The following is a 23,879-nucleotide window of genomic DNA, read 5'->3' as shown; positions in this document are numbered from 1 at the left end:
GGCACGTACATGCGTGCCCCGTATGGCATGTGGACCGAAGCAGTGCTCACTACGTCAGCGAGCGCTGGTCTGGCGCCCCTCCACTGGTCGGTAGACCCGCGAGACTGGTCTCGTCCCGGCGTGGACGCGATTGTCAGCGCAGTGCTGGCCTCTGTCCGGCCGGGTGCAATTGTGCTCTTGCACGACGGATGCCCTCCCGATGAGTTGGGACGATGCACTCACGCTGGTCGACGCGAGCAGACCCTCATGGCGCTTTCCCTCATGATTCCAGCATTGCATGACCGGGGGGTTGCAATCCGATCGCTTCCTCAACCTCACCAGACGAACCAGACACCCTATGAACATGCTTGCCGCAACTAGCACTGTCGCTGTCTCGTTTTATGCGCTGCTCTCGACTGTCTATAAAAGCACCCAGACGCTTTATGCTCAGCCGACAAACGTGTCATCGCTGTCGGACGGCCTGATCGACTCCGACACTCTGCCGGGCGTGGATGTCATCGTTCCCTGCTTCAATGAGGACCCGCGCACGCTCTCGGCATGCCTGGATTCCATCGCAAACCAGGACTACGCCGGAAAACTGCGCGTCTATGTGGTCGATGATGGTTCTGCCAATCTCGACGCCGTGAGGCCGGTATACGATGCATACACGCGCGACCCGAGATTCAACTTCATTACGCTTCCCCAAAATATGGGAAAGCGCAAGGCACAGATCGCCGCGATACGCTGTTCATCCGGGGAACTGGTACTCAACGTCGACTCGGACACGACGCTGGCGCCCGATGTCGTCAAGAAGCTCGTATTGACAATGCGAGACGCGACGATAGGCGCCGCCATGGGGCAGTTGACGGCCAGCAACCGCAGCGACACCTGGTTGACCCGTCTGATCGATATGGAGTACTGGCTGGCTTGCAATGAAGAACGCGCCGCACAGGCTCGCTTCGGCGCTGTTATGTGTTGCTGCGGTCCCTGTGCCATGTACCGCCGGTCCGCGCTCCTTTTGCTGCTAGATCAGTACGAGACGCAACTTTTTCGCGGGAAGCCGAGCGACTTCGGCGAGGACCGTCATCTAACGATTCTCATGCTGACGGCAGGTTATCGGACCGAGTACGTTCCGGACGCCATTGCGGCGACAGTCGTTCCGGACAGACTGGGGGCGTATCTGCGCCAACAACTGCGCTGGGCGCGCAGTACTTATCGGGACACGTTGCTTTCGCTGCGCCTGCTGCCCTGTCTCGATCGTTACCTTACGCTGGACGTGATCGGACTGAATCTGGGCTCGCTATTTCTCGCCTTATCGCTTCTGGCGGGGCTGGCGCAGCTCGCATTGACAGCGACAGTGCCGTGGTGGACTGCCCTGATAATCGCATCATCGACCATGATCCGCTGTAGCGTGGCATCGGTTCGCGCTCGCCAGATTCGATTTCTTGGCTTTTCTCTTCACACACCCATTAACCTCTTTCTCTTGCTCCCCCTGAAAGTCTATGCGCTGTGTACATTGAGCAATAGCGATTGGCTGTCCCGTGGCTCTGCAGGGAACGTATCGAACGTTCGTGAAAAACAGGTCGATACTCCGAAACCGGTTACAAAGCCGGACGCGACTTTAGCGTCAAGATCTGCGACTCCGCACCGTCGGCAGGATCACGCGTGTGAATCTTCAACATTAGCGACGTCTGACGAAGCATTCGATGGCGATTAGTTAATCGTACATATAGATATCGAGTATTGCGCCAACCCAGAACCGCCTACCATCGGCACTGGTCCGCTTGAGTGCGATCGTCTCACGCAAAGGCTCGATTGTCGTCTTCCCAACGCCAGTGCATTCATTGAAATCCTGGTACTCCATTGTCAGTAACTCTCGCGCTTGGCAGGCAAGGATCTTCTATCGACCAGGGCGTTTTCAATCGGGCCGCGGCAGCAGAACGGCTTCTTTTTCTCTGAGACGAGTGCGTAATTTTCCTTCTTATCTCCATGTCCAAAGCAGCAATCAGCTTCACCGGCGTAAGGAAGTCATATGGCGACAAGATCGTAGTCGACGGATTGTCGTTCAGCGTCGCGCCTGGAGAGTGCTTCGGTCTGCTAGGGCCAAATGGCGCGGGCAAGAGCACGACGGTGCGTATGGTTCTCGGCATGGCGCCGCCCGACGCAGGCAAGATCATCGTGCTCGGGGAGCCAGTGCCGGCGCGCGCTCGCTCGGCACGTATGAGCATTGGCGTGGTGCCGCAATTCGACAACCTCGAGCCCGGGTTCACCGTGCGCGAGAACCTTCTGGTGTTTGGGCGCTACTTCGGCATGAGCACACGTGAAATTGAAGCGATCGTGCCGTCGCTGCTCGAATTTGCCCGCCTCGAAAGCAAGGTCGATGCGCGCGTCACCGAACTATCCGGTGGCATGAAGCGGCGGCTGATGCTGGCACGCGCGCTGATCAACGATCCACAGTTGTTGGTCATGGACGAGCCTACAACGGGTCTCGACCCGCATGCGCGCCACCTGATCTGGGAACGCCTGCGTTCCCTGTTGGCGCGCGGCAAGACGATCCTCTTGACCACCCATTTCATGGAAGAGGCCGAGCGGTTGTGCGATCGACTGTGTGTGCTGGAGGAGGGGCGAAAGATCGCCGAAGGCGGGCCTCGGGCACTGATCGCAGAACAGATCGGGAGCCACGTGGTCGAGATCCGCGGCGGCAATCCGCATGAGCTGCGCACATTGATCGCGCCGCACGCGCAGCGTACCGAGGTCAGTGGTGGGACCCTCTTCTGCTATGTGTCCGATCCGGAACGGGTGTGTGTACAGTTGCGCGGGCGCGAGGCGCTGCGCCTTTTACAGCGTCCAGCAAATCTCGAGGATGTCTTTTTGCAGTTAACCGGGCGCGGGATGAAGGAGTGAACGATGAGAGAGTTTTATGCAGCGGCCCTGCCCGCGAACGTGTGGAACTGGGTTGCAGTGTGGCGCCACAACTATCTGGCATGGAAAAAAGTCGCGTTTGCCTCGATTCTCGGTAACCTTGCCGATCCTGTGATTTATCTGTTCGGCCTCGGCTTTGGTTTCGGGATAATGGTAGGTCGCGTCGACGGCGCATCTTATATCGCGTTTCTCGCGGCGGGTATGGTCGCCACGAGCGCGATGACCTCCGCGACCTTCGAAACGATTTACGCAGCTTTCTCTCGCATGCATGTTCAGCGCATGTGGGAAGCGATCCTGTGTACACAGCTCACGCTCGGCGATATCGTTCTCGGCGAACTGGCATGGGCCGCCACTAAGGCCTTTTTTGCCGGCATCGCCGTCATGGTGGTAGCCACCGTGCTGGGTTATTCAGCGTGGTCATCCATTCTCTACGCATCGCCTGCCATCGCCCTGACTGGCCTCGCCTTCGCGAGTCTGGCGATGATCCTCGCGGCGCTTGCACCAAGTCACGATTACTTCGTGTTCTATCAAACGCTCGTTCTCACGCCCATGGTGCTCCTGAGCGGCGTGATCTTCCCCATCAGTAAGCTACCTGCCGTTTTTTGCGACGTAGCGCGCTTCTTGCCGCTGGCACATTCAGTCGACCTTATCCGTCCCGCGATGCTCGGACGCCCGGTGAGCAGTGTTGCCCTGCATATTGGCGCTCTCTGCGTTTGCACGGTGTTGCCGTTCTTCCTGTCGGTGGCGCTGTTACGTCGACGCCTCATGTCTTAATGCCAGCTATGGCCAGTACGAGTGACCAGGCAAAACACCATGTCGTATCAACGCGAACGCTTCGTGCATCCGCGCACGCGCCTCATCCGCCGACGGTATCCCGGCAGCCCGAGATAGCACCGGAAACGAGTCGCGATGTGGGCAAACAGCGGCGTCAGCGCGCTGCTGATCGCGTACGACCTGTAGTGAAGGTCGGCGACCTACACCTCGTGGCAGCCGAACGTTTGGGCGGCCGGCGCGTTACGCACGGTTTGCGTCAGCGCATCGCGCGCGTCGCCGGCGGGGTTCTCGACGTTGAGGAAAAGGACGTAGCGTTGTGCGGAAAAAGGCCGTAGCGTTGTGCGGAATCGGACATTGCAGGCCCTCTCGTGGAAAGACCACGTCAAAGGCAAGTTTTGCGCTCACATCTCGCGGTACGTAAAGTCATGACGACGTCAGCCATGCCTCAGGCAGAAGCGCGACGCTGCGACCACGCCGCGCGGCTGGGCAGGCCGAGCCCGCAACACGCCCGCGATGAAGCTCGTCGCGCTCGACGAACGCAAAGCGGACCACGGCGCGCGGTGACGCGCGCACAACCGCCGCAGCGCGACCAGCAAATCCGTGTCGATCAGATCCGATGGGCAAAGCACCCGGCAGGCGCCTGACAGCAAAGCCTCGAAGCCTTCGGCACGGCTATCGTCGTCGACGGTCCCGGTGTGTTGAACGAACTCGCCTCCGGCCGCCTCCACCAGCGCACGGAGCACGGCGTTGATGCTTGGCCGCCCGCCCACATAAACCCATCGACGCCCGCTCAATGCGCGCGTCAATGCGCGGTCGTCGAGCAGCGCCTGCTCAACCGCGAACAACTCGTGCTGCATGCTCGCGACATGTGCCCGCGCGCGCTCCAGCGACAGGCTCGCACTGCTGTCGGGAAGGCATCATGTGCCGCGGTTCTGATTCATGACGGGCTGCGCTTAGGATCGCACCGTTACGGCAACGGCAGGCGGCATGGGTCTCATGGCGAGCGCCTCGTGGCATGGCCCGCAAGCCGTTCGCCCGCGGCCGGAGTGAGAAACCAGCTACGCACCGTGTCGTACGTGTAGCGCGTCCGGCCGGCATGACGCGCGTGCGGCGCCAGCCGATGCTCGGACAGCGGCTTCGCCCAACCCCAGAAGTCGGCGCGCAGCGCGGGCGGGAAACCGACGCCGTCGAACGCGTGCCAAAGTTGAATCAACCAAGGTTCGCGGCCCTCTTCGTCAAACAGCAACGGCGGCCCGAAAGCCCGCCTGCAGATGCGCACGCCGCTCGCCGTAATACAGCAGCCCGCCGCAGGACTCGACCACGAAGTCGGCCACCCGCGACGCGACACAATCGAAGCGGTGACCGACGCGTGCTGCCTACTCCGCTCTAAAGCAAAGCGCATGGTCAGAACAGACGCCACAACTCGGCGCCTTGCAGATGAACAGGCCCTCGCGCTCGCACAGTTGCTTGTAGAAGAACTTCTTCCACTTCATGTCATGCGTATTCTTCGCGGCCAGCCGCGGAAACCAGTGGCTGATCAATGCGGACAACTCGCGCCGCGACGGCAGAAGCAGGTCTTGCCAAAGGTGGTTTTGCCCGAGGCTCGCGCAGGCCAATGCATGGGCCACGCAGTTCGCCTCGTCTGCCGGGCCGGCGCGCGGATCGGCATGGTGATTGAGCAACGCCACCAGGTCTTCCAGTTCGTCGCCACGCGGCATCGTGGCTGGCGACAAGACGCACGTAAGACCGAGCGCCGAGCCGGCACCCGGGAACCAGCGCGCGAGCATCCGGCGCGTCTGGTCGGCGTCCAGTCCGGGCATCGGCAGCACCTCGACGCCGTGGTGCTCGAACCCGCTCGACAGCACGCCAGCCAGTGCCAGCACGGTGGGATCGCCCGCATCCACCGCACACGCCATCAGGGTTGCATAGGCGTCCATCGCGGCATCGCTCAGAGAACGACCGCCGCGTGCGTGTAGCACTTTTTCGGGCAGATCTTCGCGCACGCGGTGCAGCCGACGCACAGTTCCCGATGCACGATAATCATCACCTTCTTCTCGTACTCGTCGTCGTCTTCGTCTTCGTCGTCGCCGTCCAGTGCGATGTGCGCGCCGTCCTCGTTAAGCCCGACGAGTTGCAGCACGCCACGCGGACAGACACGGAAACAACGTCCGCAACCAATGCATTTTTCTTCGTCGAGCCTGTTGACGAAGGTCGGCGTCCAGGTGGCGCCGCTCGGCAGCGTAACGCTGAAGGTATCGCTCATGATGTGGCTCCGTGGCTTCGCTGGTTCAGGCCGCTGCCGCAGCGGCAGCCTTGCGGGCTGCCATCAGCGCGGCGTGGGCGTCATGGCAGCGCTGGGCGACAGCGAGAATGTTCTCCCAGTTGGTCGGGAGTTCCTCTGAGAGGTCGTGCAGGTCCAACTTCGCCTGGGTCGCTTGCGCGTTGAGTTTCTTCAGGTGCGCCTTGAGTTCATCGGCATCGGTGCTCATCGTCTCGGTCCCCTCACGATTCCTTCAGGCGCCGTACTGTGCGACGGCGGGGTACGTCCGGATCACCTCGACCGCTTCGTCGAGAAGCTTTGCGCCCGCCTCGGCGAGCTTCTCCAGCGAAGCGAAGCCGAACCGGTGTACGTCCCGCAACTGCTTGTTGACGACAACGAGCCGCCCCGCGAGCAAAACCATGCGGCCGAAGCCCTCGTGGCTCATCTTCATCATCGGCGAAACCATTTGGCCGGTCTCACGCTCGATCGCCACCGCAATCGCGCTATAGAAAAGCTCGAGCCGCCACAGCGTTTCGGGGTCGGGGTCGCCCATGATCGGAATCGCGCGGCGTTCCTCCGGCGTGTGGATGTACGGCTTGAGCAGTTGCAGGTCGGTCTTTCCGTCCCACACGCCGTGGGTGTCCTGCGCGCGCAACTGCCTGACGAGCTGTTGCACGAACGGTGCGACCAGCAGCATTTCGTCGCTGGCCTTGGACGGAATTGCGGATGATTCAGTCATGGGATACCTCATCGTCTTCAAAGTCGTATACACGTTCGCCATCCTTCGCCAGTGCCTTGCGCAGCCACGGCGGCGGCGTGCCCTTCAGCACCTGTTGCAACTTGCCGAGAATCTCCCCGATGGACTCGGGCCGCGGCACCTTGATCGGGTGAATCTTCAGCGCAACCACTCGCGCCGCGGCCGAGCCGCCGATTGCGGCGACGTACAGGATCGCGCAATCCTTGACGGCTTCGAGCTTGGGCACGAGCTTGTCCTCGTCGCCGTCCTCTTCGAGCTTGCCACCAAAGTCGAACGCCTCGACGAACTGGTAGCCGTCCGGTGTGACGTTGTAGGTGACGATGCTCCTCGCCCAGCCAAAATGCGCATCGACGAACTGCCTGTCCTGGGTGGCGAACGCGATCTTCATGCTGTGTGCTCCTTTAGGTGGGTCAAGCACCGGCCGCGACGACAGGAATGTTCGCTTCCCGCGCCGGATCGCGCGCGGCCAGATCGATAGCGGCCTGCGGCAGCGGCCAGTCGCCCGGATCGTGATGCGGAATCTGCTCGATCATCAGGTTGGCGATCTCAAAGATCAGGTTCATCGTGCCGCGGTAGCCGACGTAGCGTCGATGTGCGTTTCCAACCCGGTCAAAGACCGGAAAACCGATCCGGAAGAGCGGCTTTTGCAGGTGCTCGGCCATCTGCCTGCCGTGCGAATGGGTGATCAGCAGGTCGCAGTCCGCCGCGGCGCGCTCCATGTCTTCGAGATCGCCGATCACGACCTGATCAGCGGGCAGCAACGCGTGCGCGGGCGATCGCGTCGTGCTGATGCAGCAGTGCAACTGCGCGCCCATCTCGTGCAGCATGCTGCCGACCGCGAACAGCAGATCGGGCTCTGCGCCGATCGCGACCTTGATGCCTCCAGTGTAGAAATGGCCGTCTAGCATCGCATCGAGCAATTGGCTGCGCTGATGCCGGTATTTCGCGGGAACGGGTCGTCCGGAGCGCTGCGCGAGCAATTGCAGCAGACGATCGTTGGGTTCCAGTCCGGTGAGCCGCCCGAACACTTCGAACGGTGTGCCGGCGATAGCATGCAATGCCTCCGCGCCGTCGCGCGTCTGCTCGCCCACGCCGATCGTAAACGCCGATGCACCCGCGGCCCGGATCTCCGCGAGCGTGGTACCGCCCAGTGTGGTGCCGCGCCAGTCCGGCGCGATATGGCCGTCGAGCGAGCCGGAAATGTCGGGCAGCACAATGACATCGAAGCCGAACGCTTCGATGATCTCGCGCAGTTCGTCGATGTCGCCAGGCGACAGATGGCTGCCGGGCAGCAGCGTCACCTGATTGGCCACCGTTGGCAACGCCTTGACCAGCGCGTTGACGATGCCGGTAATCGCATGCCGGTAGCCGTCTTCGAATGCGCCGACATAGTCGGGGGTCGACACATAGACGATCTCAGTGTCGTTGAGTTCGGGCTTGCGCTTGCGCACGGTAACGAGATAGCCGTCCACGTCGTCGCCCTCGGTCTCGGTGAGACCTGTTGAACAGATCGCGATGACCTTCGGCGCAGCGCGCTTGCGGATGTTGAGCAGCGCGGCCTCGATGTTCTCGTAGCCGCCGAGCACCGCGGTGACTTCGTCCATGGCTGTCGTCTGCAGCGGGATCGCCTCCCTGAAGTGGCGCACCAGCAGCACGAGGCCGAACGACGTGCAGCCCTGCGAGCCGTGCATCACGGGCATGCAGGCATCGAGCCCAAGGAACGCGAGGCTCGCGCCCAGCGGCTGGCTCATCTTGAGCGGATTGACCGCACAGGCTTTCATAGATTCGACGACATCGGCCATGGCATGTTCTCGAGTTCGGGGGCGTCAGGTCGGTATACCGGGTTCGAGGCTCATCGCCCCCACCCCGGGGCACTCGACGGCGGGCGCGCGGCTTGCGCTTGGACCACACCGAGCGCTCCCCCGTGCGCGGCGCTCGACAGCGGGCGCGCGGCTTGCGCTTGGACCACACCCAGCGCTCCCCCGTCGTCGCCCCACGGAGCAGGGATCCGCACCTGTTGCCACACCGGGTTGTAGATCGCGCGGTCGATCTCATGCACCAGCTCGACGATCCCTTCGTAGCCGCCATAAGGGTGGTGACGTTCCTGATTGATGTCGAGCCACGGTATGCGGGCCTTCAGTGCGACGAACTGTGAGCGGCCACCCGACAGCATGATGTCGGCCCGCGCGTCCCTGAGCATCGCGTACATCTCGCGCGGCGTCATACCGTCGATCATGTGGGCGTCGTCACCCATGATCTCCTTGATCTTGTCCTTGTCTTCCTTAGTGCTCTTCTTGACGCTGGTGCCGACGATTTCGAGCCCTGCTTCCTGCAGCGCGGAAACCACCGACCAAGACTTCACGCCACCTGTGATGAGCAACACCCGCTTGCCGGTAAGGCGCGCTTTGTAGTGCGCGATGCGCTCCCACGCGCGCGCTTCCTCGGCGGCGATCAGGCGCTCGGTCCGCTCGAGCAGATCGTCCGGCGCGCCCTGCTGCACGAGCAGGTTGGCAATATGGCGCAGCGTGTCGCTCATGTCGCCGATCCCATAGAACGAGCCCTCGAAGTAAGGGATGCCGTAGCGCCGCTGCATCTTTGTCGCGAAGTTGATCATCGACTTCGAGCAGACCATCATGTTGACCTTGGCGCGATGCGAACTTGCGATCTCGTTGTAGCGCCCGTCGCCGGAGATGCACGAGAGGATACGGATGCCCAGCGCGTCGAGCAGCGGCTTGGTCTGCCAGAGTTCGCCCGACAGGTTGTATTCGCCAATGACGTTGATGTCATACGGCGTCGTGTACTCGGGCTCGCGCGTGCCGATCACATAGTTGAGGATCGCCTCGCCGCCAAGCTTGTTGCCCAGATTCTTCGGCCCGGCGAAACCGGGGGAAATGACCGGAATCACCGGCTTGCCAAATTGTTCGGTGGCGCGCTTGCAGACTGCCTCGATGTCGTCGCCGATCAGCGCAGTGACGCAGGTCTGGTAGACGAACACTGCGGGCGGATCGTATTTCTCGATGATTTCGCGCACGCTCCTGAACAGGCGCTTCTCGCCGCCGTACACCACGTCGAGTTCGTTGATATCGGTGGTGAAGCCGGTGCGATAGAGTTGCGAACCGGACGAAGCGGCGTGCCGGTTGTCCCACGAGTTACCTTCACAGGCAATTGGCCCGTGCACGAGGTGTGCGACGTCCACCACCGGCTGCAAAGCGATCTTCGCGCCGTCGAACGCGCACCCGCCTGCGGCCGAACCCGGCGAAAGCTGCTTCGTGCAGCCCCTTTTGCGCTCCTTCTCGCTCTTGCCTTGATTCTTGTCGCAACCCGGCTCGTCGAAAACTTCGGCGATTTGGGCATTGAGCGAAGCAGACATGACGTGCTCCTGATGGATGGACGTTTCTCTAGTGGCAAGTTCCATACCACCGGGAAACGCCTTGAAAACGTGCCAATTGGCGCTGAAGCAGTCGCTCGCGCGCATCGCAATGGCGGGTTTGAACGGTCTGCGACAGACGGTTCGCGACACAGAGAACCACAACACACGTTCACTGCCTGCCTTGCCGTTCCGTATGGAGCAGGAACCGTGCGATCGCATTCGCGCGCGCCTCCAGCAACGCATCCGGCCCCAAGGGGTCGCGAACCGCCAGGTAAGCAGTCAGCGCGTGGCGCATCCGTGGAGCTTTCGCGTAGTCCCACCGCACAGATCGACAGGTACTCTGCCCGTCCGTTCGCATCGGAAACGTCGTCGACCAGAGCGAGCAGTTCGCGCGGCGTTACCTCGTCATTGATCTCCGCGAGGCTCAACGGGTCGGACGCCGCCACCTCGCGCTCAAAGTCGTCGTAGGCGACAACTGGTTGCGGGTTTCTCAAGGCTGCTAAATTTGCCTGAAGGCCTTTGTGGGTATGACTTTCGCCGATTTCCGCCGGATCCGCTAGATTCCTTGACTGAATTGATCTTGTAGCAGTCGAGTCAAGTTTTCTACGCGGCGATTTTGACCTGATCGCACCAGATGTTGACGGCCTGCTCGGCGGTGCGGAAGCTGCGCTGCAAAGACGCTGGCGACTCCGCAGGCGCCTGAGGGCTAACCAATGCAAGGCCCGGGCGCAAGATGCGCGAGTACACACGTGTGTAGAAGAGTGCCGTTTGCAGCCCAAGGTTTGTGAGCCGATAGCGGTGGGTCCTGGGCACTCGCTCGATCAGGCCATGCAAGCGCAGGCGTCGCAGCTCGTAGCTCATGCGCCCCGGGCCGATTTCGCCGGGACGCAGGCCCATCAGCACGGCGTAGGCTTGCCGCAGGTCTTAATTGGTAAAGCCGCGTGCGACGAAGACGAACATCACCAGCGCATGCAGCAGCGCCTGGACGTTCGGGTCGGCAAAGCGCAGCACCGGTGCGCGCTGCCCGTGAACATGGCGCGGACGCTGCAGGTCCTGAAACGCGTCTTCGCCCAATGCACAGTCGTGGCTGATCTGCTCAATTTCGAGCATGCGCCGGTTCGCTGCAAAGCCGATGCGGCGTAGCTCGGGCAAGTTGCACAGCAGCCGTCCCACGCCGAAGTCGCGGGTGTCGTTGATGGTGGTCTCGGTACGCAGCGCCTGACCCTCCTTGTGGTACTGCTTGATGCGTGAACGTTTGTAGTCCACATGCAGCGAAGGGGTGACCCCTTCAGTGATCACCCGGGTGCGAAAGCGCCCCGGGGTGCGCCGATTAACGCGGCGATCGAAGATCAGTTGCACCTGGCCCGGGCGTCCGATGTCCAGGTTCTCGCGGATGATCTGCTCGAAGAGGATGCGGCCTGTCACCGGTCGATCGAGCACCTGGGTCAGCGCGAACTCGGCCTGCAGGATCGACAGCGCGTAGCGGTAGCCCGCGGCTCGATCATGACGCTCGAACGGATGCGGCAGCCGTGCCATCCACTTGCGCAGCAGCCGATCACTCTTGCGCTCGTCGAGCCCATCGCAGATTCGCTGCAGCGCCTTGGGGTCTTCGCACGAGAGGATGCCGTTGTCCAGCGCCTCGAAGGCGATGCCGCGCTTGCGCAACTGGCACTTGGCGTACTCGTTGCCGTTGATACACGGCTTGGCGTTGTACGGAAAGTAGGAACAGAACTTCAGGAAGAACGGGCCGAAGTCGTCGTCCACGCAGTAGAAGTAGTAGTGGTTCACCATCGCGCTGCCATCGACCACCCACGGATAGCTCATGCCGGTGCGTGCAGAACGGCGCCGCTCGGTGCGCACCACGCGCGCCTTCTCCTGGGCGCGGCCGACGTACAGAATCCCTTCGTCAGCGTCGAACCGCTGCAGATACTGCTGGGTGATGTCGTCCTTGCGCTCGTGCTTGCCGAAGCTCACCAGATCCACACCCTGCTCGGCGACAAACTTCTCGATGCTTGCCACGAAGGCCACGGTCTTGGGCGCCACGGTCGCGGTCGAGGCGAAGCGCTGACCTAGATGCCCGCGCAGGTACCACACCACGCCGCCCACGCGCTGCAACTGTGGCACGTACACGTTCAGGTACATCCGGTCGATGCACTCGCTCTCGAGCACGACGTGAGCGCGCAGAACTTCGCACACACTCTGTGATAACGTCATGACAGGCTCTGGTCGTCCACGGGTCTTCGGACCCATTGAGCTTCGAGCTCGTACATCGCTGGGCTTGTCCCAGCCGGGTCGACCGGAGCCACCCTACACCCCCCGCGCCACGCAGTCACCAATACCACTCGTCGGTCTGAGGCGGAGCCTCGTTAGAATTCCCGATCTTTGGCGGTCGATAATGGCGCAAAGCCAGCAATGGCAACTGATTCCAACGGAATTAAGCCTCGAACAGTTCGAGCAATTTGTCTTGCCGCACCTTACGGCAGGAAGCCGGGGACCGGCATCCAAACTGACCGCGCACACGATCTTCAACTACATCCTGAAACTGCTTTACCTCGGTTGCCAATGGAAGGCGCTGCCGATTGCAATGGATCGGCACGGCAAGCCGGAGATTCACTACACGAGCATCTATCGGGCCTTTCGGCGCTGGCAGGCATGCGAATGTTTCGACGCTGTCTTCCTCGCGTCAGTGGTGCGGCTTAGCCACGACCAGTTGTTGGACACCAGCGTCATCCATGGCGACGGCACCACGACGGCGGCGAAAAAAGGCGGCGACAATATTGGCTTCAGCGGCCACAAGCACATGAAGGGTGACAAGGTAGTGGCCTTCTGTGACCGGAACTGCAATGTGATCGCCCCGTTCGTGTCGGCGCCAGGCAATCGCAACGAATCGCCACTGCTGCGAGACGCGTTGCCGCAGGTGATGCGGATTGCCCGTGAAGCCAGGCTGGACCTGCGTGACACCGTGGTCAGCCTGGACGGCGTCTACGATTGTCGCGCCAACCGCAAGGCGATCTTCAACCGCGGGATGGTGCCCAACATCAATCCGAACCCGCGCGGCAGGAAACGCACAAAGCGAGGTCGCAAGGCGCTGTTCGATCTGGCCATTTTTAAAGAGCGATTCCGAACGATCGAGCGCGTGTTCGCATGGGAAGATAAGTTTCGTCGCCTGCTACTTCGCTTCGATCGTATCAGTCAGTTGCACTACGCATTCAAGATCATGGCCTACACGATGATCAATCTACGACACCATTGCGGTAGTTGATCTGACAGTTGAGGTCCATGCTTCATGTCCGGCGCAGCGCGCCGTGATCCCGTTCGTCCTCATCCTGCGGAAATACATCCGTGACAACACAAAACTGCCTCGTCCCCCTCCTCGACGCGGCTGGTCTCGCCCGCTTGCCCATTCCGTTGACCGCCGCCAGATCGCTTCAACCGAAACTCGCAACCAGTTGACGACAGGTCTTCGACTATCTGCGAATGACGCAGAACTCCACCCGACCTTCCGCGCCCGTGTCGGGCTAGAACAAATTTACCGTGGGGAAGATCCGTCCGAAGCTTGACAGTTCAAGGTCTTCCTGCGAACCTGGTAAATTGTGCTACCAGGTCCAGCGCGCGCCGACGTTTCCAGTGACAACGCGTTGGTGTTCGCCCCCAAGGTTCGTGCCGAGGCTGACAGTCGCAAACGCGCTTCCATGCTTCGTCAGCTTCGCCACCATCCCCGCGTCGATCTGCCCGGTGGTCTGGCCAACCGACGTGCTGATCGGCGTCACGCCGCCAAACGTCGCTTTGTCCGTGCTGCCGAACGAACGCAACAGGTTGAGCCGCAGATAAGGCTGCCAGGTCACGCGTGCCGCCTCGTAGACGCCGGCGAGCCGCACGCCAAGACGGCCGACCATCGTATTACCGTTGCTGAACGTGACGTTCGAGATTCCGTCGTTCAGATCCTTGATCGTCTGGTGTTGCCAGATCAGCTGGGCTTGCGGTTCGAGCGTGAGCGAGTGTCCGATCGCGAACGGCAAACCGCCTTCAAGCGAACCGGTCACCGCATTTCCGTGAGTCGTGGCGCTAACCCCGTCGCGCGACGACGAATCGATCACCAGTGAGCTGCCCGAAACCACCGCATCTGTGTACCACCCGCTCGGTCCGATGTGGGTCCAGTAGCCGCCGATGCTGTATGCGCTAATTCCAAGATGGCCGGCCGCGGCATTCGGCACGCCGACTGCAAAGCCGCTGACATCACCCGTGGCCCGTCCAAAGCCGAGGAAGAGCCCGTAGTGGTCGCGGTGACCGCTCGCCGTCGTACTCGCGTACAGGTCCTGACCGACCTGCGCTCCCGTCATCGAGCCGGAAAACCCGGGCGCGACGTCGCCGCTTTGCGACAGCGTGCTGTGTCCGCCCCACACACGTCCCCACGCCGCTGGCAGGCTGCCGTTCTCGCTCAGCAACGACTGCTCGCCCTGGCGCAGATGGAAGTTGTCGATCTGCATCATGCCGAGCTGCCGGGCAACGGCAGGAAGCTCCGCGTAAAGGGCCGCTTCAGGGCGGTAAAGCGTAATCGGATCAGCACTCGCGGCGGGAAGTGCGGGTGTGCCCGGCGCGGGGGTGCTGGTCACGGCTGTCGTGCCGCTGCCGCTCGTGTCGGCCGGCGCACTCTGCGCAGCGGGCACGGTGTTGCGCAGGTACCAGCTCTGCGACGTGCCGGCCATCACGCCGCCTTTGACGAGGTAGTACTCGTATGCGCCGGCTTTCGTCGTTCCGCCTGCGAGCGAAAATGCACCGGCATCAGTCGTGGCGCCGTTCGTCGCGGCGACGACCTGGATGCCGTTCGACGTGATCGCCGCGCCCTGGCCGCCCACGTTCGTCACCTTCAGCGTGGTCGCACCGGTTGCCGTGCCGCCGTTCACAACGAGCTTGTCCGAAGACGCGTTGTCACCCGCGAGAACGGTATTCAATGCAATGGCCCCATTGTTTCCGACGTAGCTATTGACGACGAGTGAATTGCCGGCGCTCTTGCCGCCGCCAATCTGCACGAGATTCGCGTTCGTCAACTTGCCGTTGATCGTGAAATTGCCCTGTGCGCCGCCGGCAAACTGCGCCAACGCATTGGCCACCGCGACGGTGCCGTTGTTGGTCACGTCGCCGTTGACAGTGCCGTAGCCGCCGAGCGTCGCTCCCGCAGCGACGCTCGTCGCGCCGGTCATCGACGCGGCGGACGTCGACGCATCGCCGACCGCGAGCGTGCCGGCGCTTACCGTCGTGCCGCCCGACCACGTATTCGCCCCATCGAGCACCAGCGTCCCCGCACCGACCTTTGTCAAGGCACCGGTGCCGGTGATGTTCTGTGTGAGGGTCGACTGAAACGCCTGCGTATCGATCGTGCCGCCGCCTGCCGCAATCGAGATTGCACGCGTGCTGGCCGGGTCGAAGCTGCTGCCGAACTGCAGCGTGCCGCCATCGAAGGCCACGCCACCGGTCGCGCCGCCCAGCGCGCTGTCGGCGCTCACCGACAGCGCACCCTGTTTCAGCACCGTGCCGCCGGTATACGTATTGCCGCCCACCGCGCCCGGCGCGAGCGTCAACGTGCCAAGTCCGTCTTTCTCCACGACGCCGGTCCCGCTGATCAACCCGGCATATGTCCCGTCGACGTTCTGTTCGAATTGCACGAGACCGTTGTTGGTAACGGTCGACGGCAGGCTTTGGGCGCTCGCCTGCAACGTGCCGAGCAGATCAACCGTCACGCTGCCCGTATGCTGTGCGCCGCTGCCGTTGAGCACGAGCGTGCCCTCTTGCACCTCCGCGGCGATCGGGCCGACGAGCGAGCCGTCGATCGTCAACGTGCCCGAGCCGGTCTTGAAGAACGAGCCCGTACCCGTCACGTTTTGCGAGATCGTCGACTGGAAGCCCTGTGTATCGATGGTGCCGCCGCCCGCGGCAACCGATAACGCGCGCGTACTGGCGAGGTCGAAACTGCTGCCGAGCTGCAGCGTTCCCCCGTCGAACGTCACGCCGCCTGCCGTGCCGCCGAGTGCGTTATCTGCGGACACCGAGAGTACGCCCTGCTTCAGTACGGTACCCCCGGTATACGTATTGCCGCCCGCAGCGGTGGGCGCAAGCGTAAGCGTGCCGGCACCGTCTTTCTCCGCCGAGCCGGTACCGCTGATGAGCCCCGCATAAGTGCCGTTGGCGGCCTGCGCGAACTGCACCAGACCGTTATCGGTGATCGCGCCTGGCAGGCTCTGCGACGATCCCTGAAGGATGCCCGCCTGATCGACCAGCATCGTGCCAGTGTACTGCGTGTTGTTGCCGGTCAGCGCGAGCGTTCCCTGCTGCACCTCGGCCGACGTGACCCCCATCGCGCCCATCGAGCTCGCGACTGTCCAGGTACCGGTGTCCTGCTTCTGTAGCGTCTGGAAGTTCGTGATGCCGGTCGGCAGCGTGTCCGTTCCGGTGCCGTTCAGCGTCAACAGGTTGTTGCCGCCGCCTCCGTTGATGGTTCCGCTCACCGACGAACCGGTGTAAAGGCGCAACGTATCGTTGCCACCGGCAAAGACCAGATTACCGATCACCTGTCCGCGGTTGGTGAAGTCGACCGCGCCGTTGCCGGACGCGCCCATCACGCTTCCCGGCGCCTCGATCACGCCGGTCGCGTTGTTGATGACGGTATTCGAGCCGGACGTATTCTGGAACCAGATCGCAGCGCTATGGACGCCCTGGATCGTCCCGTTGTTGATGATGGTATTGCCTGTACCCAACGGATTGACGGCTTCGGCGTTGCCTTCCGTCCCGCCAGAGGTGACGGCCGCGCCCTGTTCCACTGTCAGCGTGCTGTTGTTCCGGAAGGCGATCGTATCGGCCCCGGTGCCGTACGTGCCGTTACCCGTCAGCGCGCTGTTTTTTACTTGCGCGCCTGACTGAACGACGATGGTGGCGTTGTCGGCAAGCGCGATCGCTGTCGCATCGCCCACCACGATCTGTGCGTTTGCTCCTACTGTCACAGTAGAGCCTGAAGCGGTGGTCGGGCCGGTTCCGATCGTGCTTGACCATGGCGACGGGGCGCTCGTGTCGCACGTCGTCGAGTTATTCGATGTCGTGCAATTCGCGAAAGACAATGAAGGAATGGCCGCGATATATGCAAGGGCCGCAAGACAGGTTGCGCTTCGCCGCGGAATAGAAGCGCGCTTGTTCCTCACGCGCTTCTGTATTCGCTCCAACGGGCTGGCATAAGGCTGACGGCTGGTTAATTTGCTGGTCATGCGTTTCACCTTGGTAGTTTAATTAGGTATGCTTTTTATATAATCCAGCAACACGGAACCTGGAATATGGGATCCATCTGACGACCGATGAGCCTGTACGCGCGCAACTTCGTTGACGCCTGCGGCACTGATCCGGAAAACGGGTATGGTTTTCGCGCAATCGATATCCGGCACCCGGCAGCACCTCAATCCACCCAAGTTAAGCGCGTCTGCCGCGCCGGAACTCAATCAAGTTAAAAAAACACTTGACGTGAAGCCAGCTTCGCGCGGCCGCAGCCCTGCTGGCGTCTTTTTAGACGCCAGCAGGGCTGCGGCCAATGAGGATCTTTTTGATCTTCGTTGGCCCCATGTCTCTTTCCACTCTGCTTGCCGATCTCGCCGCCCATATTCAGACTGAGCAGTTTCGTCACAGCTTGCTTGCGATCCTGAACATCCCACGGCGTTCCAACGTCGTCGCAAATCCACGCTATCCGGCCAGCCAGTTTGGCGATCTCTACCATCAACTGGTTGCGAACCAGGGCACGCAGCGGCACGGAGTCAGACTGCGCGACTACATAGATCATGCCCCGCTCCCTCGCTGAGGTTCGTCACGCAGGCTAGCTACACACAGCGCAGCAATTTCGTTTTCAGCGGTGCCCCGCTACTCGACATCCTCCGCCGCAATCTTCGCCCACACCGCGCGAGGTAACCGCGGCGCGATACCCGCCGGGCTCGCGTCGAACTGCCACCGAGCCGCCGACATCGCACCCTGTGCAATCGCAATCTCCTCGTGCGTCAATGGCAACCGGCCGGCCACATGCGCGGGGCCCCGGGCAGCACTTGGGCGATCATCTGCCGGTTCGGGTGTTCGAGCAGCGGGACGAGGTGGTCGGCCTCGCCCACACCGGCCAGGCAAACCTAGCCGCTGATGACCTCGACGTTACGGCCGTCCTGCGTCATCTTGACCAGAACTGCATCTGCCGCGCCCGATGCATCTGCTGTGTCTGCCATGGCCGCGCTCTCCTCGTCAGCGAATGATGTCGTAGCTGTAGTCGGTCTTCGCCACGTCGATCGTGTTGGCGTCGAGCGCTTCGAAGAACTCGTCCAGCAGCGTGACCAGCACCCGCAACGCACCTTCATAGCCCCAGGTCGGGAAGCGATGGTAATGGTGGCGATCGAAGATCGGGAACACCATGCGTATCAGCGGCGTTTTGGTATCGCGCTCGAGATATTTGCCGTAGGTGTTGCCGATCAGGAAATCCACCGGCTCGGTAAACAGCAGTGAGCGCATGTGCCACAGATCGCGTTTCGGATACACCTTGCAGCCGGCGCCGTAGGGCGACGCGTCGAACAGCGCCTGCACCTTCGCAGCCCAGGTTTCGTTGCCATTGGTCGCCAGCACGTGAGCCGGCTCGGCGCCGAGTTCCAGCAGGAACTGCGTGTAGCCCAGCATCTGGTCCGGGTCGCCGAAGAGCGCAAAGCGCTTGCCGTGCAGGTGAGCCTGGCTGTCGGCCATCGCATCGACGAGCTGGCCTCGCTCCTTCTCCAGTTGCGCCGGAATCGGCTTGCCGGTCACGCGCGAGATTTCCATCAGGAACTGATCGGTGCCCGCGACGCCAACCGGCGAGTTCAGCACCACCACTTCCTGGCCATGCTCGCCAATGAACTTGCTGGTCTTCTCGCAGCAGTATTCCTGGAACACGAAGGTCGCCTTCGCGTTCAACGCGCGCTCGACCTCCTCCTTGGTTGTGCCGCCTTCGTACATTCGGAACTCGCCGTCGGTCGGCGTATTCCATGTTTCGGAAGGGTCGCAGATGATGTTCACCGTCACGCCGAACAGATCGAAGATGCGGCGAATTTCCTTCATGTTGCCGACCACGTAGCCGTCGAAGCCGCCGATGAAGTTGACGCTGTCGTCGGGCACGCGCTCAAGCGGCGTCGCTGTGCCGGCCTTGCCGTCCCAGAAGTGTTTGAGGATGCCGAGGAGCGCGTTGTCGTAGCCGGTCACGTGGCTGCCGACGAAGGCCGGCGTATGCGCGAACGGCACGTCGTAGTCTTCCGGCACGCTGCCCTTCTGCTTGCTGCTCTTGATGAGCGCGTCGAGGTCATCGCCGATCACTTCCGCCATGCAGGTCGTGGAGACCGCGATCATGTCGGGCTTGTACAGGTTGTACGCATTTGCGAGGCCGTCGATCATGTTGTTCATGCCGCCGAACACCGCCGCGTCCTCGGTCATCGACGAGCTGACGCACGAGGTCGGCTCCTTGAAGTGACGCGAGAAGTGCGAGCGGTAAAACGCTACACAGCCCTGCGAACCATGCACAAAACTGAGCGTCTTGTGAAAGCCGTTGGCCACGTACACTGCGCCGAGCGGCTGGCAGGCCTTGGCCGGGTTGATGGTGAGCGAGTCGCGTGCAAAGTTCTTTTGCCGGTAGTCTTCGCTCTTGGTCCACTCGACGATCTGCTTGACCCGCTCGTCTGAATGGTTGAACTCGAAATTTTTCTTTTTCGCGCGGAAAATTTTCTGGTACTCGGGCTCGCGGAACAGAAGTTCCTGATCGAGAATCTGGTCTGCGGATTGGGGCACGGGATGCTCCTGATATTCAATTCAATGGCCTGCCGGCCGGTGATCAGTGCGGTGATCGGTGCGGTGGTCGGCGTTTAGGGGTTTTTCTTCCAGGGCGCCTTGGCGAGCCCCCACACCGGGCTGGAAATGGCCATGTCCATGTCGCGCGCGAAAATGGCGTAGCCGTCGTAGCCGTGATATGGACCGGAATAGTCCCAGCTGTGCATCTGGCGAAACGGCACGCCCATCTTCTGGAACACGTACTTTTCCTTGATTCCGGAACCGACCAGATCGGGCTGGACCTGTTCGACAAACCTCTCAAACTCGTAGCCGGTCACGTCGTCGTAAATCAGTGTGCCGTCCTTCACGTAGTGCGTGGTGCGCTGATAGTCGTCGTTGTGGCCGAATTCGTAGCCGGTGCCGACCACTTTCATGCCGAGGTCTTCGTAGGCGCCGATCACGTGGCGCGGACGCAGGCCGCCAACGAATAGCATCACGGTCTTATCCTGCAGGCGCGCTCTGAACTTCGCGTTCACCGCATCGACCAGGGGACGATACTTGGCGATCACCCTCTCCGCGTTGGCTTTGATGGTGTCGTCGAAGTGGCTGGCGATCTCGCGCAGGCTCTTCTCGATCATCGACGGGCCGAAGAAGTTGTATTCCGCCCACGGAATGCAGTACTTCTCTTCCATGTGCCGGCTGATATAGTTCATCGAGCGGTAGCAATGCAGCAAATTGAGCTTGGCTTTGGGCGTGTTCTCGAGCTCGGCGATCGAGCCGTCGCCCGACCATTGCGCGATCACGCGCAGGCCGATCTCTTCGAGCAGAATCCGGCTCGACCAGGCATCGCCGCCGATGTTGTAATCGCCGATGATCGCAACATCATAGGGCGTCGAAACAAATTCGGGCCGCTTGTCCGGATCGGCCTTGTCGAATATCCAGTCTCGAATCGCATCGTTAGCCAGATGGTGGCCCAGCGACTGGCTGACGCCGCGAAAACCTTCGCAGCGCACCGGCAAAATGGTGTGCCCTTCATACTGCGCACTCTTCTTCTTCGAGACGGCCTCGATGTCGTCGCCGATCAGGCCGATCGGGCATTCACTCTGGATCGAGATGCCCTTGTTCAGCGGAAACAGTTCCTGAATCTCGTCGATGATCTTGTCGAGCTTCTTGTCGCCGCCGAAGACAATGTCCTTTTCCTGGAAGTCCGACGTGAACTGCATCGTCACGAAGGTGTCGATACCGGTAGTGCCGATGTAGTAGTTGCGACGCGCGGCCCACGAGTACTGGCCGCAACCGACCGGACCATGACTGATGTGGATCATATCCTTGATGGGCCCCCACACCACGCCCTTCGAGCCGGCGTACGCGCAACCGCGAATCGTCATCACGCCCGGCAATGACTTGATGTTTGATTTCACGCCACAGTCGGGCTTGCCGTCCTCGAAGGTGCCCAAATGCTTGGCGCGCCGTTTGGCCATCTTCTCCGGATAGGCCTTCAGCACTTCATCGATCAGGGCCTTGTTCGCGGCCTTGCGCTCTTCAACAGTGACGCTCATGGGGGAAAGCTCCATAGGGTGAGTATCAAGCCTGGCAGCGGGTAGCCGGCATGGCCCGGTTCATCGCGTGAAGAAGAACCCCGGGCCGCGCGCAGCGGCGCTCGCTTAGGCGGTCAGTTCCGCTGCAGGCTTGCCGACTTGCGATTCGTCGATGGACGTCATGATTCCGTGCTCCATTAACAGGTCTTCCAGTTGATCCATCGTGATCGGCGTCGGGATCGTGCCGTTGCCCGCGTTGTTGTGCACCTTGGTGGCGAGCTGGCGATACTCTTCCGCCTGTTTGGATTCGGGCGCGAACTCGATCACCGTCATGCGGCGCAGCTCGGCGTGCTGCACGATGTTATCGCGCGGCACGAAGTGGATCAGCTTCGAACCGAGCATCTTCGCCAGCGCTTCGGCGAGTTCGAGTTCCTTGTCGGTCTGACGCTCGTTGCACACGAGCCCGCCGATCCGCACGCCGCCGCTGTTCGCGTACTTCAGAATGCCCTTTGAAATGTTGTTGGCCGCATACATGGCCATCATTTCACCGGACATCACAATGTAGATTTCCTGTGCCTTGTTCTCACGAATCGGCATTGCGAAACCGCCGCACACCACGTCGCCGAGCACGTCATACGACACGTAGTCCACGCCGTCATAGGCGCCGTTTTCTTCGAGGAAGTTGATCGACGTGATGACGCCACGGCCCGCGCAGCCGACGCCCGGTTCCGGACCACCGGACTCCACGCAACGGATGTTGCGGTAACCGATCTTCATCACGTCCTCGAGTTCGAGGTCCTCCACCGAGCCGGCTTCGGCCGCTAGCGACAGGATGGTGTCCTGCGCCTTTGCATGCAGGATCAGGCGGGTAGAGTCCGCCTTGGGATCGCAGCCGACGATCAGGATTTTCTGCCCGAGTTCGGTCAGGGCTGCCAGCGTGTTCTGCGAGGTGGTCGACTTGCCGATACCGCCTTTACCGTAGAACGCGATTTGCCGAAGTTTAGACATTGCATTTCTCCATTCAGGAAGAAGGGTTGAAATCAGGGTTGCGTAACCGCGACCATGTCAGCCTGTCGTGCCTGTATGGGTCTTCTTATATCGAGTCACGCATCGGCCGGACCTGTGTCCGCGCTGGACTCCAAATGCAGCTTCTGTGCCACGTCACCAGCGGTACTGCGTCGCGTCCGCCCCGCCGCGCTGCGGCGGTTGGTTCGGGACTTTTGCGGACTCCTCTTCTGTCTTGTCGATTTCGCGACAAACCACGCGAACTTCGTCGCCAATGAAACCATTCGGGCGCGTTTGTCGTGCGATTTCTGTCGCATTGGCATGCGTTCAGCCGGACAATCGCCGGGTTGCGGCCTGGTTCGGTTATTGCATTGATCGCGCCATGGACACACCAGCCACCCAACCTTCGCGACCCGTGCCGCGCGAGACGCACTTCGACCGTCTAGGCGGCGAGACCGCCGTCATCCGCCTGGTCGATGCGTTCTATCGGCACATGGATACGCGGGCCGACGCGCAGCGCATTCGCGCGATGCATCACCCGGACCTGTCTTCGACGAAGGCCGTGCTGGTGCTGTATCTGTGCGAATGGCTCGGCGCCGACAAGCGGTACTCGGCACAGCGCGGCCAACCACGGCTGCGCACGCGTCATGCCGCATTCGCGATCGGCACCGCCGAACGGGATGCGTGGCTAGCTTGCATGCGCGCCGCGTTCGACGAGACGGGTGTCGATTCGGTGCTACGCGATGAACTGATGCAGGCCTTTTTCAAAATCGCCGACCGGATGCGCAATACGCAGACGTGAATCCCTCTTCAACGCTGTTTAACCCAAGGATCTGTGATGACCGAAACGCTCGCGCACAAGGAGATCGACGACACCGCGTTCGCCCGTCTCGAACATGAAGGCCGTCTGCTCAACCCGGTTCTCAAGGGGCTGACGAACAGGCTCGACCGGGTCGGCTTCCGCGGCGAACTTGCGCTGCGGTTTGCCCCGAAGCTCGCCGACGAAGCGCGGCCGCCGGAGCTGACCTGCGATCAGGTGATGGCATGCGCGACGATCGGCCATAAGCACCTGCCGTTCTTCGCCGGGTATCTGTTGAGCTTCGAGCATCTGAAGGACGTGGCCGAGGTGCTCAGCGACACGCTCTCGGCGGATGGCAAGTACTTTCTGTTTTGCGACAACATCGACCTGAGCAAGCGATATCAGGTGCCGTACAAGGGCGCGATGTTCTATGTGCTGCCGATTCTCGAGTCCACCGTCTACAACGAGATGCTCGAACTGCTGTACCTCGAGAAGAACGAATTGAAGAAAAAGGACTCAGGCGGCAAGCTGGATGCGGTAGCGGACGCGGCCATCAAGTTCGACGTGACCTTCGACACGATCACCTACAGCGAAGGACTTGAATTGATGGGGCCAGTGCGCAACCCCAACGAGAACCGGCCTGTCTGAGGCGCGGGTACCGACGGCTGCCGCCCGCA

Annotated in this window: 22 protein-coding genes and 1 pseudogene; 6 read left to right on the top strand and 17 right to left on the bottom strand. The window is 61.6% G+C overall.

The features are described 5' to 3' along the window. Positions 1 to 337 precede the first annotated feature (337 nt). From nodC to OKW45_RS03210, 3 genes are all read left to right on the top strand, one after another. Positions 338 to 1,696, top strand: coding sequence for a chitooligosaccharide synthase NodC (gene nodC / locus OKW45_RS03220; RefSeq protein WP_429465892.1), 1,359 nt, complete (start codon positions 338 to 340; stop codon positions 1,694 to 1,696). A 272-nt stretch (positions 1,697 to 1,968) separates the two neighbouring features. Beyond that, positions 1,969 to 2,883: a nodulation factor ABC transporter ATP-binding protein NodI gene (nodI, locus tag OKW45_RS03215; RefSeq protein WP_429465890.1), complete on the top strand. Its 915-nt coding sequence runs from the start codon at positions 1,969 to 1,971 to the stop codon at positions 2,881 to 2,883. A gap of 3 nt (positions 2,884 to 2,886) precedes the next feature. Beyond that, complete coding sequence (locus OKW45_RS03210; protein ID WP_429465888.1) at positions 2,887 to 3,675, top strand: ABC transporter permease; 789 nt, start codon at positions 2,887 to 2,889, stop codon at positions 3,673 to 3,675. A gap of 434 nt (positions 3,676 to 4,109) precedes the next feature. On the opposite strand, the gene OKW45_RS03205 is transcribed toward OKW45_RS03210, so the two are convergent. From OKW45_RS03205 to OKW45_RS03155, 11 genes are all read right to left on the bottom strand, one after another. Further along, on the bottom strand, positions 4,110 to 4,532 hold the full coding sequence (locus OKW45_RS03205; RefSeq protein ID WP_429465886.1) for a hypothetical protein: 423 nt from the start codon (positions 4,530 to 4,532) through the stop codon (positions 4,110 to 4,112). A 137-nt stretch (positions 4,533 to 4,669) separates the two neighbouring features. After that, on the bottom strand, positions 4,670 to 4,888 hold the full coding sequence (locus OKW45_RS03200) for a hypothetical protein (RefSeq protein ID WP_429465884.1): 219 nt from the start codon (positions 4,886 to 4,888) through the stop codon (positions 4,670 to 4,672). A gap of 163 nt (positions 4,889 to 5,051) precedes the next feature. Continuing rightward, the gene (locus OKW45_RS03195; protein ID WP_090811277.1) at positions 5,052 to 5,612 is read right to left on the bottom strand and encodes a nitrogen fixation protein NifQ; all 561 of its coding nucleotides are present in this window, start codon (positions 5,610 to 5,612) and stop codon (positions 5,052 to 5,054) included. Between the two features lie 11 nt (positions 5,613 to 5,623). Then, positions 5,624 to 5,938: a ferredoxin III, nif-specific gene (gene fdxB, locus OKW45_RS03190; protein WP_429465882.1), complete on the bottom strand. Its 315-nt coding sequence runs from the start codon at positions 5,936 to 5,938 to the stop codon at positions 5,624 to 5,626. A gap of 25 nt (positions 5,939 to 5,963) precedes the next feature. Then, the gene (locus tag OKW45_RS03185; RefSeq protein WP_121325245.1) at positions 5,964 to 6,164 is read right to left on the bottom strand and encodes a CCE_0567 family metalloprotein; all 201 of its coding nucleotides are present in this window, start codon (positions 6,162 to 6,164) and stop codon (positions 5,964 to 5,966) included. A gap of 24 nt (positions 6,165 to 6,188) precedes the next feature. Continuing rightward, a complete protein-coding gene (locus OKW45_RS03180; protein ID WP_429465880.1) occupies positions 6,189 to 6,674 on the bottom strand; it encodes a NifX-associated nitrogen fixation protein in 486 nt (161 codons plus the stop codon). Beyond that, positions 6,667 to 7,080 (bottom strand): nitrogen fixation protein NifX, encoded by a 414-nt coding sequence (gene nifX, locus OKW45_RS03175; RefSeq protein WP_429465878.1) that lies wholly within the window; start codon positions 7,078 to 7,080, stop codon positions 6,667 to 6,669. The genes OKW45_RS03180 and nifX overlap by 8 nt, the downstream gene beginning before the upstream one ends. Before the next feature lie 22 nt (positions 7,081 to 7,102). Further along, positions 7,103 to 8,494 (bottom strand): nitrogenase iron-molybdenum cofactor biosynthesis protein NifN, encoded by a 1,392-nt coding sequence (gene nifN / locus OKW45_RS03170; protein WP_429465876.1) that lies wholly within the window; start codon positions 8,492 to 8,494, stop codon positions 7,103 to 7,105. Between the two features lie 50 nt (positions 8,495 to 8,544). Then, entirely contained in the window at positions 8,545 to 10,062 is a 1,518-nt protein-coding gene (nifE, locus tag OKW45_RS03165; RefSeq protein ID WP_429465874.1) for a nitrogenase iron-molybdenum cofactor biosynthesis protein NifE, read from the bottom strand. Between the two features lie 603 nt (positions 10,063 to 10,665). After that, the gene (locus OKW45_RS03160; RefSeq protein WP_429465872.1) at positions 10,666 to 10,923 is read right to left on the bottom strand and encodes a hypothetical protein; all 258 of its coding nucleotides are present in this window, start codon (positions 10,921 to 10,923) and stop codon (positions 10,666 to 10,668) included. Positions 10,924 to 10,986: 63 nt separating this feature from the next. Then, the gene (locus OKW45_RS03155; RefSeq protein WP_429465870.1) at positions 10,987 to 12,276 is read right to left on the bottom strand and encodes a hypothetical protein; all 1,290 of its coding nucleotides are present in this window, start codon (positions 12,274 to 12,276) and stop codon (positions 10,987 to 10,989) included. Positions 12,277 to 12,457: 181 nt separating this feature from the next. Here OKW45_RS03155 and OKW45_RS03150 point away from each other — a divergent pair, with 181 nt between their 5' ends. Further along, a complete protein-coding gene (locus OKW45_RS03150) occupies positions 12,458 to 13,324 on the top strand; it encodes a transposase (RefSeq protein WP_429465868.1) in 867 nt (288 codons plus the stop codon). Between the two features lie 334 nt (positions 13,325 to 13,658). Here OKW45_RS03150 and OKW45_RS03145 read toward each other — a convergent pair whose 3' ends face one another. The 6 genes and pseudogenes from OKW45_RS03145 to nifH all read right to left on the bottom strand — a co-directional run bounded on the left by OKW45_RS03145 (position 13,659) and on the right by nifH (position 22,406). Next, positions 13,659 to 17,057 (bottom strand): autotransporter outer membrane beta-barrel domain-containing protein, encoded by a 3,399-nt coding sequence (locus tag OKW45_RS03145; RefSeq protein WP_429465866.1) that lies wholly within the window; start codon positions 17,055 to 17,057, stop codon positions 13,659 to 13,661. A 491-nt stretch (positions 17,058 to 17,548) separates the two neighbouring features. Next, positions 17,549 to 17,878, bottom strand: coding sequence for a hypothetical protein (locus tag OKW45_RS03140; protein WP_429465864.1), 330 nt, complete (start codon positions 17,876 to 17,878; stop codon positions 17,549 to 17,551). A gap of 77 nt (positions 17,879 to 17,955) precedes the next feature. Then, positions 17,956 to 18,305: pseudogene (locus tag OKW45_RS03135) on the bottom strand (hypothetical protein). A 16-nt stretch (positions 18,306 to 18,321) separates the two neighbouring features. Continuing rightward, complete coding sequence (nifK, locus tag OKW45_RS03130; RefSeq protein WP_429465862.1) at positions 18,322 to 19,881, bottom strand: nitrogenase molybdenum-iron protein subunit beta; 1,560 nt, start codon at positions 19,879 to 19,881, stop codon at positions 18,322 to 18,324. Between the two features lie 74 nt (positions 19,882 to 19,955). Next, entirely contained in the window at positions 19,956 to 21,419 is a 1,464-nt protein-coding gene (gene nifD, locus OKW45_RS03125) for a nitrogenase molybdenum-iron protein alpha chain (RefSeq protein ID WP_429465860.1), read from the bottom strand. A 105-nt stretch (positions 21,420 to 21,524) separates the two neighbouring features. Then, the gene (gene nifH / locus OKW45_RS03120) at positions 21,525 to 22,406 is read right to left on the bottom strand and encodes a nitrogenase iron protein (protein WP_018423167.1); all 882 of its coding nucleotides are present in this window, start codon (positions 22,404 to 22,406) and stop codon (positions 21,525 to 21,527) included. 379 nt (positions 22,407 to 22,785) lie between these two features. Between nifH and OKW45_RS03115 the strand changes: the two genes are divergently transcribed. Together OKW45_RS03115 and OKW45_RS03110 are read left to right on the top strand one after the other, a co-directional pair. Then, the gene (locus tag OKW45_RS03115; protein WP_429465858.1) at positions 22,786 to 23,205 is read left to right on the top strand and encodes a group II truncated hemoglobin; all 420 of its coding nucleotides are present in this window, start codon (positions 22,786 to 22,788) and stop codon (positions 23,203 to 23,205) included. Positions 23,206 to 23,241: 36 nt separating this feature from the next. Further along, positions 23,242 to 23,850 (top strand): hypothetical protein, encoded by a 609-nt coding sequence (locus OKW45_RS03110; protein WP_342961016.1) that lies wholly within the window; start codon positions 23,242 to 23,244, stop codon positions 23,848 to 23,850. Positions 23,851 to 23,879: the final 29 nt, after the last annotated feature.

The sequence above is a fragment of the Paraburkholderia lebeckiae genome (assembly GCF_050436225.1).
GTDB lineage: Bacteria > Pseudomonadota > Gammaproteobacteria > Burkholderiales > Burkholderiaceae > Paraburkholderia > Paraburkholderia tuberum.
The sequence above is the reverse complement of the archived record's forward strand: the minus strand, read 5'-3'. Positions and strand labels throughout refer to the sequence as shown.